The sequence below is a fragment of the Metabacillus sp. KJ11-3 genome (assembly GCF_055808295.1).
On record NZ_JBVVRS010000002.1, the window covers coordinates 64,955 to 80,649 of the forward strand.

The 15,695-nt window shown below is 34.3% G+C and carries 12 protein-coding genes; all 12 read left to right on the forward strand.

Annotation, left to right across the window (positions count from 1 at the left end):
* The 12 genes from AC0L8O_RS25835 to AC0L8O_RS25890 all read left to right on the forward strand — a co-directional run bounded on the left by AC0L8O_RS25835 (window position 1) and on the right by AC0L8O_RS25890 (window position 15,692).
* On the forward strand, window positions 1-1,881 hold the full coding sequence (locus tag AC0L8O_RS25835) for a pilus assembly protein CpaF (protein ID WP_473449355.1): 1,881 nt from the start codon (window positions 1-3) through the stop codon (window positions 1,879-1,881).
* 5 nt (window positions 1,882-1,886) lie between these two features.
* Window positions 1,887-3,944: a hypothetical protein gene (locus AC0L8O_RS25840; protein WP_473449357.1), complete on the forward strand. Its 2,058-nt coding sequence runs from the start codon at window positions 1,887-1,889 to the stop codon at window positions 3,942-3,944.
* A 31-nt stretch (window positions 3,945-3,975) separates the two neighbouring features.
* The gene (locus AC0L8O_RS25845; protein WP_473449360.1) at window positions 3,976-4,419 is read left to right on the forward strand and encodes a hypothetical protein; all 444 of its coding nucleotides are present in this window, start codon (window positions 3,976-3,978) and stop codon (window positions 4,417-4,419) included.
* A gap of 12 nt (window positions 4,420-4,431) precedes the next feature.
* Window positions 4,432-4,821, forward strand: coding sequence for a hypothetical protein (locus AC0L8O_RS25850; RefSeq protein WP_473449363.1), 390 nt, complete (start codon window positions 4,432-4,434; stop codon window positions 4,819-4,821).
* 3 nt (window positions 4,822-4,824) lie between these two features.
* On the forward strand, window positions 4,825-5,376 hold the full coding sequence (locus AC0L8O_RS25855) for a hypothetical protein (protein ID WP_473449366.1): 552 nt from the start codon (window positions 4,825-4,827) through the stop codon (window positions 5,374-5,376).
* The gene (locus tag AC0L8O_RS25860) at window positions 5,363-6,331 is read left to right on the forward strand and encodes a hypothetical protein (RefSeq protein ID WP_473449369.1); all 969 of its coding nucleotides are present in this window, start codon (window positions 5,363-5,365) and stop codon (window positions 6,329-6,331) included. Before AC0L8O_RS25855 ends, AC0L8O_RS25860 begins: the two co-directional genes overlap by 14 nt.
* 269 nt (window positions 6,332-6,600) lie before the next feature.
* Window positions 6,601-7,599: a hypothetical protein gene (locus AC0L8O_RS25865; RefSeq protein WP_473449372.1), complete on the forward strand. Its 999-nt coding sequence runs from the start codon at window positions 6,601-6,603 to the stop codon at window positions 7,597-7,599.
* Window positions 7,600-7,614: 15 nt separating this feature from the next.
* Window positions 7,615-11,073: a DUF5704 domain-containing protein gene (locus AC0L8O_RS25870; RefSeq protein WP_473449375.1), complete on the forward strand. Its 3,459-nt coding sequence runs from the start codon at window positions 7,615-7,617 to the stop codon at window positions 11,071-11,073.
* 114 nt (window positions 11,074-11,187) lie between these two features.
* Window positions 11,188-12,246 carry a GGDEF domain-containing protein gene (locus AC0L8O_RS25875; protein WP_473449378.1) on the forward strand — a complete coding sequence of 353 codons (1,059 nt, stop codon included), beginning with the start codon at window positions 11,188-11,190 and terminating at the stop codon, window positions 12,244-12,246.
* A gap of 429 nt (window positions 12,247-12,675) precedes the next feature.
* Window positions 12,676-13,323: a Flp pilus assembly protein CpaB gene (cpaB, locus tag AC0L8O_RS25880; protein ID WP_473449381.1), complete on the forward strand. Its 648-nt coding sequence runs from the start codon at window positions 12,676-12,678 to the stop codon at window positions 13,321-13,323.
* Window positions 13,324-13,342: 19 nt separating this feature from the next.
* The gene (locus AC0L8O_RS25885) at window positions 13,343-14,455 is read left to right on the forward strand and encodes a CpaE/TadZ family protein (RefSeq protein WP_473449384.1); all 1,113 of its coding nucleotides are present in this window, start codon (window positions 13,343-13,345) and stop codon (window positions 14,453-14,455) included.
* A 13-nt stretch (window positions 14,456-14,468) separates the two neighbouring features.
* Window positions 14,469-15,692, forward strand: coding sequence for a P-loop NTPase family protein (locus AC0L8O_RS25890; RefSeq protein WP_473449386.1), 1,224 nt, complete (start codon window positions 14,469-14,471; stop codon window positions 15,690-15,692).
* The last annotated feature ends 3 nt before the right edge of the window (window positions 15,693-15,695 follow it).

The following is a 15,695-nucleotide window of genomic DNA, read 5'->3' on the forward strand; positions in this document are numbered from 1 at the left end:
ATGTCAGCAGCTTTAAATTTAATCATCATTCTTGTTCTATTAATAATTATCACACTCTTTTTAGTGTTTAAATTGACACAGCGAAAAGATGTGGAGCAAAGAATAAAACAACATAAGAAAAGCTATGAAATAGAAGAGTATTACATCCCTCAAATTGTAAATTATGTAAAAAAGTCTTTAAATGAAATTGCAAATTCTAACCTTCATGATCTTGGTTTATCCGAAGCTGAATATTTGAGCAGAAAACGTAAACGAGCTGAATTAGAAGATGCACTTAAAAACTGTAACACTGGGAATGTCAATGACAAGCTGTACGTGAAGAAGTTTATATCTGATTTACTAATTCAATCATATAACCTAAATGAAGAAACGGTTAACATTCCTATACCTTTCTTAGATATAAGTAAGTTAACGTATCAAGATAAGTTCGACATTCTTTTACATCTTTATAAAGAGAAGCATGAAACAAATGCTTTATCAGAACTTATTAAAAAGTACAATCTCGATCGCTTAAAGCCGGTTCAATCAGCTGATCAAGATGGTTACTACATTTCAAAAGAAGAGATCAATACGATATTTCAAAAAGAGTATCGTAAAAACCTTACTTTTGATGACAAACTTCAGATTGTCGTTCAGCGTGTCTTTTCAATATATAAAGGCTTCGGAGTTATTGATGATATCCGGGACCAATTAATAGATGGAGTTAGTGGTGGAGTTTCCGGACTACCAAAAACTATTGATACGATCGAAGATGAAATGGAAACTTACAATAAATTAGAAACTGCTCCTAGAGCTGTTGACTCAGTTTGGATCATGTACAAAGGTAAAACGATTCATCTTTCATTCTTATCATTTGAAACAGATTCAGAACTGCGAAGAGTAACACAGACAATCTATAAAAACAATAATCCAGGTCAATTATCTGAGTCACGACCTTTTATTGTCAATGAAATGGCAGATGGGTCACGTGTCGTAGTTGTTAGACCTAATTTTTCAGAATCATGGGCATTTTTTATTCGTAAATTCGACTTACCAAGCGCATCACTGCCGAGTATTGTTCAAGATGAAAACAGTGAAGTTGTGATCAATCTTTTAAAATACCTTATGGCTGGCGGTAGAGTGACAGGAGTTACCGGTTCGCAAGGTTCAGGTAAAACCACGCTCCTTATGGCTTTGATTAAGTATATTAATCCAACTCTTAATCTACGTATTCAAGAAATGGCATTTGAGTTAAATTTACGTAAAATCTATCCTGATCGAAATATTCTTAGTTTCCAAGAGACTGAGCATGTGACAGGTCAAGCTGGACTAGATTTACAGAAGAAAACAGACGGGTCCGTTAATATCCTTGGAGAAGTTGCGACTGATCCAGTTGCGACATGGATGATTCAAATGGCACAAGTAGCTTCAGAGTTTACTATTTTTACCCACCATGCGAAGACATTTAGAGATCTAGTACACTCTTTACGAAACTCTCTTTTAAAGTCAGGTATGTTTAACAATGAAAAGATAGCCGAGCAACAGGTTGTAAATGTCATTAACTTTGATGTGCATCTTAAGAGAGGTGCTGATGGGCACCGTTACATCGAACGTATAACAGAGTGTATCCCATTAAATGAGGAAATTGATTATCCGACGGAATGGAAAGAAAAAGAAACAAAAGAAGAAAAGTTAGATGCCATGATGGATACAATGACAGAATACTTTAGACGTCAAACGGACAGAAAGGCATTCCAATCTAAAAATATCATTGAATTCAGGGATGGTAAGTATGTAACTGTTAATCGTATCAGTAATATCCAAATGAATGAAATGATGGAACGATTAACACCGAAACAGGCAGAAGAGTTTCAAGTATTTATGAATGAGAATTGGGGGTAACGAACTTGTTAGTTGAATTAATTTTAGCTTTCTCAGCTGTCGGTACACTTATATTTTCATTGTTATATATGTATGTCGATAGAAAATCAGAAGGCGAAAAGAAAACAAATGTATCGTTACTCCTTCCGAAAGATAAAAAAGGACTTCGCTATCATTTTGGAACAATCGCTCAAAGATATTACCCAATATTCGTTAGAACTCCAATATTAAGGGGATTAGTGAGAAACGTAAGAGTACGTTTAGAAACTATTAATTCTTATGACGAATATAAGCTTCGTAGAGAAGTAATGAAGATCCTTTTTACCGCGATAGGGATTTCGGCCCTCATAGTTATTGTGTGTGCTGCTTTTAATCCAAATTTACTTTTTATAGCTGTTGTCATTATTGCGGTTATCTTCCTTAACGGGGTTTTAATAGACATGTTTGTTCACAGATTAGAAGATCGTTTAATTAAACAATTCAAGGATTTTCTATCGGATGTTCGGCATAGCTTCCAACAAACCAAAATGATTGATGAGGCCATTTATGAAGCAACAAAATTAGCTTCCTATGAGGTTAAATTACAAGGAGATAGAATCTATCAAATCCTTATATCGACTAATCCAAATGAAATGCTTCGGGAATATGAAAGTGTCGCACCTAACAGATTCTTAAAAGCATTCGCAAGCATTTGTGTATTAGTACTAGAAAAAGGGGATGTACGAACTGAGAAAGGATCTGTGTTCTTAAATGGATTGTCTGGTTTAACTCAAGAACTTAACTATGAAATTCTTCACAGAGACAAACTTTCTCAGATTTTAAAAGGATTAAGTGTTATTACTGTTATTCCAATTTTTTTAACATTTCCAATTCGTCAATGGGCTATCACATATTTCCCTTCCATGCAGTCTTTCTATGAAAGTACTGTGGGGTTAATTAGCCAAATTATTTTATATGTCGTCATCTTACTAGCCTATGTATTAATACGAAAAATGCGTGAAATTAATGAAGCAAAATACACATCTCATGTAAAAAGAAAGCTTTGGAGTGAAAGAGTTTATAATATCAGACCTATTAAATATGTTGTTGATGCTTTTACACCGAAGTATTACCAAAAACAATACTTCAAACTAACACGTTTAATAAAAGCTGCCAATTCCCACACAAAGTTGGAATGGCTTTATACTCAACGCTTAATCATTGCATGTTTAACTTTTTTTATCGTTATTGGAATCTTTGTTTTCAGTCATTATTCAATAACTCAAAATGCATTATACAGCCCAACAACAAATGTGTTAATGGGGAAATTGACTGAAAAGGAAAAGGTAGAAGCCCAGGAAAAAACAGACTTTGATCGTAAAGCAATCATCCATTTTGAGGAGGTGAAAGATACATCTTATGACGATATCGTTACATATGTGACAGAGAATCTTGAGCTAGATAGAAATCAACAGGCTAATGAGATCACTACAACAGCTGAAAGAATATTTGAAAAGATACAAAAAGTAGAAAACTCTCATTTTAAATGGTGGGAGCTACTTATCGCAATGCTGATTAGTGTTGCTGCATTCTTTACTCCAGTTTGGATTCTTCATTTCCAAGCCTTTATGAGAAAGATGGATATGGAAGAGGAAGTTAATCAATTCTATACCATAATCAATGTCGTTTCTCATTTTGAGAGTGTTTCAGCTCAAAATGTACTGGAATGGATGGAGCGATTTGCTGTTATCTTCAAGGAGCCTCTTAAAAAATGTTTATTAAACTATGACAGTGGTCCAGAAGAAGCATTGATGGAACTGAAAGAAGATGTTTCATTCCTATCCTTTACTAGATTAGTTGACCGTTTGAATCTAGCCGTTACAAGAATATCTGTCTTAGACGCATTTGATGATATTGATTTAGAAAAGCAATTCTATATCGAACAACGGAATCGTCATAATGACACAGTCTTAAATGAAAAGAAATGGTGGGGTGAGATCTTAGGACTCGCACCAATCTATACTTTAATCTTTTTATACTTAGTTATTCCAATGCTGTATATCAGTATTGTCCAAGCTTCAGAGGTTATGAAGCAAGTACAGTAAAAAACTATTAACTTAATGGAGAGTGACCTAAATGGATGCATCGAAAAGAGCCCTTATGTTTGGAGCAGGATTATTTATAACAATCGCGTTAATTACCTTAACAGTCATTATCTATACGACTGCAGCAGATGGTAGTAAAGCAGCACAAAAAGAGTTTAGTGGATTACAAACTGAATTATCAGAGCAAACATTCCTAGTCTATGACAATGCTGATGTAAGTGGATCGCAGGTATTAAATGCAATTCGTAAATTTGGAGATGAAGAGATTGGTATAAAAGTAACAACTGGTAAAGGTACTACATGGTACAACTATAATGCTTCAACTCCTGATTCTTTAGTAACTGCAAGTGGATCAACAACAAATACAACTGTTGAATCTAGCAGTGAGTATATTAATCCATCTGGTAAGTTTAATGCAAAGATTGTTCGTGATAGTAACAAAGTGATCCGCGGAATAGAATTTACACAACTATAATAGGGGACATTCATGGAATCTGTTCAGAAATTCCTACTATTTACGGTAGCTGCGTTCATAACATTGGGGGCAGTTACCCTATCTCTTGAAACAAACTTTATGATTGATAAAGCATACGAGAAAGAGGGAATCATTCAAAAAGATCCTTCTTTAATACAAAAGTTAACTATACCAGAAAAAACAAAAATTTATGGATCAGAAATCGTTGGGAAACTTTACTTGTATTATGGCCAAGACTTTCAGATTGTCGTTGATGGTTATACTTATAGCGTAAATAATGCCGATATTTCAAACCAAGATTTTTCTTCAAAAATTGATGTAAAAGCAATATATGAAGAAATTATTGCGAGAGATAGCGCAGGTCAGGTCCAAACAATAACTTATACGAAAGAGGTGCCTTAACAGATGGATGCTATATCGAAAATGTTTGCAGTATTAATAGCGGTTGTGTTGTTATTTCTTGTACCTCTTTCGTTTAATTTTGAACGAGAAGACGAACTGGCAAGTCTAACCGCTCAAAATGCGGTTACTAAATTTGTAGATTCCGTTCGTAACAAAGGTTATATAACTCCTACAATGTACAAACAATTCACCCAAGAATTAGAGCAAACTAAATATACATATGACATTGAGTTAATCCATGAACAAAAAACCTATTTTCCTATTTATACAGATCCAAGTGATCCAAGTACTTTTACAGAAGAATATATGACAGATTATCAAAACTATTATTCTGCTCAAATACTACCTATTTTATTTCCTGACAACACGCTTCCGGAAGATGATGACAGAAGAGTATATAAGTTAACTGTTGGTGACTACTTTAAAGTGGAAGTGAAAAACACAAATCGAACAAATTCAACCATTCTTCGTGATTTCTTAACTAGTGGAAATACGGGAAATCCTGTTGTGATTCAGATTCCATATGGAGGCATGGTTCACAATGAAGATTACTAATTTTGCGATTATCTTTATTTTAATACTAGGTCCTTTTTGGTTCACCATGCATGTAAAAGGAAATCAAATTGAAAAAGCAGACCAGCTTTCTTCACGATATGACCATGCACTAACAGCATCTGTTGATGATGCAGCCAAGTCCTTACTAACAAATGTTCATCAAGAATATGAAAGTGGATATGGATCTGATAAATCAACGAGTGCTAACCGACAAGAAGCGTTCGAAACCTTCTATAAAACACTGTCTACGAACTATAATGTTGAAGAAAATCCCAATGGCATAGGGGTATTGCAAGCTTATATTCCTGTTATGGCTATTGTTGATTATAAAGGGATTTATATCTATGCGATGGAGGAATACAAAGATGCCAATAATGAATTGATTCGAAAACATGTTGAAATGCCGATGAAACCTTTTGTGTATCAGGATAATCAAGGGAATATGCTTTCTTTTACTCTTGATGATTATGTGATTGCATATGATAAGAGCCTGGACAAATGGAACGAGGGGGTTAGAGAAGAAATTAAGGATACACTTGATATTCCCTTATTACAAGATGCTGAACTCTTTGAAAATGTTAGACGAAGCACCATATTAAACATTGTGCAGGATGAGATTGAGTATTATATCAATCGTCATAATACCTACGCTAAAAAATATGGAATTACCTACCGATTCACCATGCCTGTTATAAGTGGGGAGGATTGGCAAAATACGATTGATGATATTGGTGTGATTTCGTTTATTCAAGGTTATCCGCTTGGTGCAGATAATGTCTATAATAACTTTGCTCTTGGTGGAAGTCGTATTATTAAAAAACATGATTATTTCGGAACAGTGATTAATGACATAAAGTATTACTATCGTGATGATGAAGGGTATTCATACCCTGTAGATGAAGTTTTTCCTAACGAAAAAGAAGCGGTGAAAAAAGGTTATTTTCCACTCGACTAAATACCTAGATATATCCATTAAACACTTTGGGAATTTTGTGAAATTAATTTTGTGATGTTAAAATTAAGTTGTATTTTACTTTGCAAAGAAAAATTCTGGTTCTAGTTACCTATAATATAGTTATAAATTAGAAGGAATAGTACTAGAGTCTTGGTTCTAATAAACTCCAATTTTCGGTTGCAGTATCTAAAGAGCTAAATTGAAATGTTGGATGTTGAAAGTGAAGATAACCTAAAAATCATCGTTTTTAAACGAAAGGAGAAAGAAAAATGAAAGTAAGTATTAAAAAACTAGCAGTAACAACAGCAATTGGAACAATGATGTTAGGAGGATTTGCAACTACTCCGCTTGGCTTACCTACTGCTACAGTTGAAGCTGCTTCAGTATCAATTGTTCAACCCCAGGCGGTAGGTATGAAATGGATAACTGGAGATAAAATCTCAGGAGGTATTACATATAAGAATGCACAAGATAGTATTCAGTTCACCACTCAAAGATCAGAAAAGGGAACACTAGTAATTGATATTAAGAAAAATAAATATCATGCAATGGAAATGTACAGGGATAAAAAAACAATGGAAGGCTCATTCCCTGCTGATTTATATGCTCAACCATACATGTTTGATGGGAGAAACGAATCCGCTAAACAAGCAATTTCAGATCAGAACCATCAAAAAATCGAGTTTTTAAATCGTAATTCTGCTAAGGATTTTACTATACGAACAGTTTTCTATATTGATAATCCGAAAAGTGACAAAAACTATTATTTAGGCGGACCTGGAATGGGAGATCCTAGTGCATTTTTCTTTGAAGCTAAGTTTTATCCTAATCAAAATCTAACAGGACTAACGAAAACTGAAAGAACTGATTACCTTGAAAGAGCAGATAATAATGGTATTCCTCCTACGAAGGTTTCTCATATTGGTCGAGTTTTGATTAAAGGGAAGGACATGGTACTTTACAACTCTAAAGGACAAGTACATCGTAAATTAACTCAAAATGAAGGTTTACGTGTGTATGAGGTACAAAGTGACCGTTATCAAGTTGGTGGAGGATATTATGTCAAGAAAAGCAAAGATACACTTTACTATGTAGGTCATGTTTATAGTAAAGACAGATATATGTATGTATACAATCCAAATGGAAAGTTATTCAAAAAATTCGTACCAAAACAAACAGCACGTGTTTATTCAACAGATAAAGGACGTTATCAAGTAGGAGCTGGTTATTATGTTATTCCAAATTTCAATGTGGAATTTGACAGATAGGATTGTGAGCAATGAATGAGAAAAATAGTTCGAATTCTTTTAATTGCTTTAATTGTAGGAGGAACATATCTTCCTTATATTCCTCCTGCTTCAGCATACACTTTTATAAATTCACCTCCGCCAAAGGTTAGGATGGACGGAAACACACCTATATATTACTTAGATTTAAAATCACCTGACAATCCAAATGGGAGAGTTCCAGCAAGTTATAAACACTATAATGCATCATCCAATGATTGGGAACGACTTGCTAATAGTGAATTTGCGCTAAGGGATGAAGTATGGAGATATGTCTGGGAGTGGAGAAGCCAAACTATTGATACATCAAATTCTTTTATTACACCTATGGAATCTCTAACTTGGAATGGTGATCTTCAAAGTAGTATTGATATATCACTTCGAAATATTTTACGTGCAAATCCTGATTATTACGCTAAAGAAGTAATGGTATACCCAATACATACGGAACGGTCCTATCCAATTTCGATTGCCGATGCACTGTTAAAACAATCTAGGAACAACTATGAAAACTCTATAAGTGATATATCCAATATTGATAAACAATGGTCTAACATCCCTGAAAGGAACCAACCATATGTATGGCCAACAGGAGCGGACGCGGCTTTACCATGGAAAACATACTTACCAACACACAAGGTATATGAACATGCCGATTACCCGGGAGGCACTCGTTTTGGCAACTATGATATGGTATATAACGAAGATTCAACTGGACGATCAAGATGGTTAAATTCACCTAACTTTTGGATCAAGTGGGCTGGGGATACAAATGATGAGTCAAGAAAATCATTTATAACAGATATTAGAGAAGGTAATTATTATGGTAGAGCACACCCTATGTATTACACACCAGAAAATGACGAATACATGAGAGATATGCAATATTGGGATTGGTCATTTTCTCGTGTTACGTGGGGGCTACCGACCGCATCATGCCCAAGTGATCCTACTTGTGAATACCCTTATGCTAACTGGCATGCAATGGTTAGTGAAAAAGAGTTAACGAATAGCAAATCTTCTTATAAAATTCAAGTTTACCTGGTTAAAAGAGCTGGTGAAGAAGAAGGTGAAGTAGGAGAAATGTGCCCTCGTGTCATCTCGCCACCAAGTGCAGGTGCTCAGCAACAAGCTGATAAGATGGATGCTAACACATCCGGATTTATAAAAGCTGATACGCGTGGGAATGAAAAATTTAACGTTCTTGACGGTATTCCAACAAGCGAATCCCTATATGCTAACGCATTTGCTAAAGAGTATTTGTTTAAAAATACCTTCACTCAAATGTCTGGTGATGTGACGTATACGGTTAAAGTGAAAAAGACTTACAATTTAACTTGGAGTACTAGAGTAAACAGACCTGATGGAACCTACTATTATACTCCTCATAGTGATCAAACTGTTGTTGAGAAAACCTATCAAGTTAAAAGACCATACTATTATTGGCAGATTGATAACTTAGAAGTTAATGGTCTTGAATCAGCAACGATGTCTAACTATGCTTTACCTAATGGTAGCATTACTATGTCACCAAATGGCTATTCACCACCATCTGTCTCAGCTTCAAATGATGATGACGTTGAAGAACACGTATTTCCGGCTGAGTGCGAAAACGTAAATTTAGGTAGTCAAAATATAAATGGTGGAACATCTAGACCAGCTGTACCAAATGAAAATTGGCAAACCAATGCAGAAGGTGCAGTTACGAAGAACAAAGTTAAAAATGATTCTGTCCTCTTTAATGGTTCAGTAATCATGGATGATACAAAAGTTGAGGAAACAGCACCAACACCATCAACTATTCCTGAATCACCAATGACAAACCAAAATGTGTTTTATCGATCAGGAATGGTGATTAGCAATTCCCTTTTAAATAAAGCTGATACACCGAGTAGTGGAAACATTAACTATAACCTTATTAAAGGGATAAAAGGTGGGTCTGCTAAAACTTATCCAATAAACGGGATAAATACGGTAACTGTTCATACACCAACTGTTATTTATGCGAATGTTTCTAATGATTCAGGGCATAACCAAAGAACAAAACCCGATCCTGTAAGGAAAGCTGTTATTCTCGATCGTCCATTTACCATTATGATGCCAACAAGTGGTCAGCATTTGAATATTCAAGGGTATGGAAACCGAGACTACGCGAAATATATTAGTCGAAAGCAAGTCCGCTTTCCATTTGATGTATACCATTATAATGGAGGAACTCAAGGAACTTTCGTACCGGCTAATACGTGGGTTGATATTCCAGTAGATGATCTATCATCTGCATTTTATACACCTGTTTGGGTAGATGAAGGTAGTTATGATGTTCTGTTCAGATCATTTGCAGTAAACTCTCCATCAACGGGATTTACTACAGAACAAAATGCTAACTTAAATCTAGCAAACCATGTTGCGACTGATGTAATTCCTATCGATGTTATTGGTAGGCTCTATGATTTCAGAATAACGGATATAGCTGATTACAATTGGGAAAATGTATTTCGTGTAAGTCCGAATAATTATCGTCATACCGGTAATTATTATTGGGTTCAAGACAAAGGAATTGATGGTGCATTAAGGGGGAATAATTCACCTTTTTATCTACCAATCATGCCTGGAAGTCACCCAGACTATAAAAATACAAGTATAAAAACTGGTTATCACTTTAAATTCGATCTCAAAACAAAAGGGAATATGTTCAATCAAGGAGACGGTATTCGTATCACTCCAACATTCTATTTTGTTAATAAAGATGGATCGAATCGAAGAGAAGTAGATTTATATTATAAAAATGAAAATCAAAGCTTTGTTAAGATCGGTAGTGCTCAGGACGAAGAAAGACGTCATGTGAAACTAGTAGAACGATTACGAAATGTTCCAGAATCAGAAATAGAGGCCGCTGCTGATTATGCATTTGACCACTATTCAAATATTACAACTACAATAAAAAATCGTTATATCCAGGAGTATCTAAATGATGCAAAGGATAAAACATATGTAGGGCAATATTCATGGATGATCTTGCCTTCCAAACTAAAAACTCACATTGGGCCAAGCTCAATCCCTCCGAATGCTAGTGTAGATCAACAACGAGCAGTAGCATCAATCCATCAATGGTATGGAGAGTACAGTCTGCCAGCTGCAGTTTATACAGTACCGAAGGGAACGAATTTAGCAGAAGTTGGACGTATGGAGCCTTTAACAGATAAATCATCTGTCTTCTTAAAGGATGGATATATTGTGGTGAACTTTAATCTTGAAACGATTAAGAATCAGGATACAGAGAATCCTTACTTACAATATATTCATGCACCATTAGCAAATCAATGGAAGATAGAAGGATATAAAAATTCTAGGGTTGATCCATATGGTAATAGTTTCTCCTTACTTGATGGGGATGTAGTTTTTTACCATGGAGATTTAAGCTCGTACGATGACTTCCAATCAAGCGTGACGCATTAGTTTAATCAAGTAATACTATTAAAGAATTAGTTTGCCAATATGCTAATTTGCTTTAAATTAAATGGCCTCAGTATCTCTATACTGAGGCTATCATTATATTAAGAAGGTGAAAATATGTTTTCTCAACAATTATATCTCTTACCACTTTCATTTATTATGATTTTCCTATTCATAATGACTATTATGGCAATTATTCTTTATCTAAGAACAAAGAAGAACAGTTATTTAATTAGTGCTCTTTCGTTCTTTGTTTCAATGTTACCTTTTTGGATTGTCTCATTCAAAAGTATAAATGAAGAAATATCTATGTTCTCTCCAGCTATACCTTTAATTATAGGATCACTTATTCTTGTTCAAGGTACGATATATTACCTTTATTCTCAAAGGAATAAAAAGAACTTACTCTTTTTCCTTATTCCTTTAATCCTAGTTCTGATAACAGGAAGTACTTCATTACGCATATTAGCAGTAATACCGTTTTTACTTTTGACGGGCTCCTCAATTGTATCTTATGTAAAGCTCTCAAATGATATATTAAAAAGAAACCATTATATAGTATCTATCCTACTTACAATTTTAACTGGTTTATGTGGGGTTACTTCTGTTGTATTAGGTCTGTTTATGCTACGATTCTTATTCTCATCTTTCCTTGCTTTAACTTTTATTATTCAATTCATAATGTTTTTTGAAAGAATAGTAGACTTAATGCATGCGGCTTCTTATACCTCTGTAATCGATGGATTAACAGGACTGTATAATCGGAGATATTATACTAAACAAGTGGAGCAAAAAGCAAAGCAAGGATATATAGGTGTGGTTTTCTGCGATATTGATAATTTTAAAGCATTAAATGATACTCAGGGACATCATATAGGGGATAAGGTATTAAAAGAAGTCTCTATAATTGTTCAGGAGCTTGTTAAAGGAAAAGGTCTTGCAGGTAGATATGGAGGTGAAGAGATAGTTCTTTTAATTAATGATTCTAAAGTAGATTTAGAAAGGCTTGCCGAAGAAGTAAGAGCAAGAGTTGAAAGTCACACAATAGTAACACTCTCTGTTGGATTTGCAACTAACAATGGTGGACTTCCTTATACTGAGGTTATCAAGCTAGCAGATAAATATATGTATGAGTCAAAGGTAAGCGGAAAAAATAGGGTTACTGGGCAAATATAGAGTATAACTTATAATGGCAAACTTCATTTTTCAGAGAGGTAAAAGTAAGTTTTTGTATTTATCTTAATCATACAATAGATATATATTAAATAATCCTCGTATTTATATGTGTACAAATTATAGTTATAAAGTTCTAGAGAAATAGTCCGTTTCAGTTGACGCTCTACTAAAGAAGTGATAATATATAATTGAAATTGAAATATAGTACTTTTACATATGAAAGAAACACCACAATTAAATTATATATTATATATTTAGGAAGCACCTAAATGCATAGATTCTATGTATTTAGGTGCTTTTTTTTGATTACCCGTTATTTATTCAAAGGGGGAAGGGTTTGAAAGAAATCTAGGATAACAATACAAGTTAAATATACCTACAAAAACAAAAAAAGCTTTGTACCAAATTGTTTGGATTTAGGAGGCATTTATGAAAAAGAAATGGTTGTTTAGATTATTGGGAATATTATTCATCTTTATCTTTGTTGGCTATATCTTTGTCTATGAAACTTATCTTCATGGAAAACTTTCAACGACAAAAGTAGTGGTGGCGACTAATAATATTGAATCCTATGAATTGTTAACTGAAGAAAATACTTATTTGAGTGACTACCCTAGAGAATTAGTAACAGAAGATACATTATTAGCTTCAAAAGATGTAATTGGAAAAAGAGCTGCCCATGATATTTCTGCAAATGATCCTTTTACAAAAAAGAAAGTAATGAGTTCCAAGTTGCGATCTGAAGAGAATGAGCGATATTTCTCAATTCCTAGCTCTTGGTTAGTATCAGTTCCAGGAAGTTTAAGACGCCTAGATGAAGTTGACATTTGGTTGACTAGAGTTGCAAAAGAACCCCTAACACAGACTTTTAGTACAGAAAAACCGTTACTTGAAAAGAAAGTAGTAGCTTACTTGAAAAGTTCAAATAATGTGGAAGTAACAGGTGTTGGAGAAGCTTCTAATCGCCTAGATGCTATTAATAATCCTTCAAGAATTGAATTAGGTTTAACAGATGAAGAATTTAATGAATTAAAAAAGGCCGTTGAGAGTGGATATGGATTAATCATTAGTTACTAAGAAGGTAGGAGTGTGAAAAATGAAGATTGGATTTGCAACCAAATATAACTTTTTAAAAGCCAAGATCGAAACCTACTCTGAATTCAGTAATTCAGTGGAAATTATTAGTGTTGATGATGCTCTTAAATTAAAGTATGACGGACTAGTATTTGATGACGATAGTTTTACTATTGATGAAATACTCGCCATACGAGCTGAAAAAAGAGAAGAAAAACTGGTCATGTTTGTAACAGAAGATACACCTTCAAATATTAGAAGAGTTGCGATTTCTCAAGATATTGATATATACGATATCACATTGGGGCAAGAAGGGATCGTCAAATTTGCCCAAGAGGTTTTTCTAGATATTGAAATCTCAGATTACAAGAATGTCATTGCTGTATTAGGTACACACCCACAAGTAGGAGTTACTCAAACAGCGTTTAGTTTAGCAAAATCATTTTTTGAAACAAATCGTAAAGCATGTGTAATTGGGTTGAATTTTTATAACGCAGGTCATTTGATTGGGAAAGGTACAGATTATAGCTTAGATACCATCTATCCTACTCTTGCCAGCGCATTAATCACAGAAGAAAAGTTAATGGAATACATGGTCAGCGTTGATGGAATTCACTATTTAGTTGGTAATAAAAATTATCTTACTAGACACAGTTATGAAATCCATCCGATTAAGCTTCTTATAGATACAGCGAAAAGTGCATTTGACTATGTCATTTTAGATTTAGGATCATTTCCGGATACTGCGGGCGCTCTAGCTGGTTTAAAGTATAGCGACTCAAAAATCCTAGTAACTACTCAACAAATACACTCAGCTCAAAACTTTAATGTATGGAATGAGCTGATACTAAGCGGTCTATCATATAAACCCGAAGACTTTCTTCTTATCGTTAATAAATATGTGTCTCAATCTACACTAACACCGAAACAATTATCTAGTGAACTAAACGTTCCACTATATGGACAATTACCATTTGTACCTGGTGCGGAGGATATTGAGATCGAGGATCACTTTTTACATAGTGGATTCGATAAATCTTATATCAAAGCTTCAGCCGGTATAGCAAAGGGCATTGCAAAAGAAAAAGAGGCTCCTTCTCATAATAAAAAGAAGAAATTATTTGGAATATTCTAAGGAGGTGAACGCTTTGACTCAAATATTATTTAAGGGAGAACAAGATCTTCTGAAAGGATTACGTAAAGAACAAGCCTTTTCAGCGGAAGATTATCTTTTGAAAGAGAAGACGGGTTCACTGACTTTATCCAAAAATAAAGATTTCTTTTACATTAGTAAAGTTGCTAAAGATGAAGTCGAAAAGCAAATCGAATTGAAGATTAAAAACAATAGTAAAGAAGATTATGTTGAAATTTATCATAGAGCATTAATTGGAGATCCCGCTTCAATCAAGATGATTAAAGGTATGATAAGGGATTTCATCAATTTTAACTCATATACGGAAATCCAATTCCCTAATTATTACAGCAATCTAGAGAATGCAATCTTCCACCAAGAATTTGGATTAGGACCTTTATCGACATGGTGGGAGAAAATCCAATCACCTGCAGCGAAAGTAATTGGTAAGGATATTTGGTATATGCAGAATGGTGAATATGTACGTCAATCTTTTTCTTTCAAAAATCTCGATGAGGTATATGCTATTTGTCAACGCCTTAAACATTTGGATAAAAAGAATAAATTAGATCCTCAACAACATACTGAATTAGAAACTATTTCATTAGACGGTATTCGTATAAGTATTATGATACCTGAACGAAGTTATGAACCAATCATTACATTAAGAAGACAAGTAGTATCCATACATTCATTTGAAGAACAATCGAAATTACATACTATACCAAGTGAATCAATCGGTCTTTTCAAGTTCCTATCTAAACTATCGTTAAATTCTATCGTGGCTGGGCCACCAGCAGTTGGTAAATCAACGTTCTTAATGACAATGTTAGCGGAAACGCAACATTTGCATACTGCCTTTGTTGAATCAAATTATGAGTTCTATATAAGAGAAATCTTCCCTAACACACCTTTTATACATGTGAGGGGAGAAGGGGCAGATTTAGAAAAGAAAGTCTTTCCTGCATTGTTAAGGCACGATATTGAACAAATTATCGTTCAAGAGGTACGTAAGGCAGAAACGGAGATTTACGGTAGTGCCGGTGAGCGAGGAATAAAAAAACTTATGGGTACGTTTCATAACCTTGATCCAGTGAATATTCCTGGTACATTGGCTCGCCTTAATATTCAACACCATTCTGGAACTGGCTTAAGTTATCGTGACGAATATATAAGGTTTGCGGAAAATCTTCATTTTTCTATCACTATGGATGAAGTTGATAAAACAAAAAAAGAATAACCG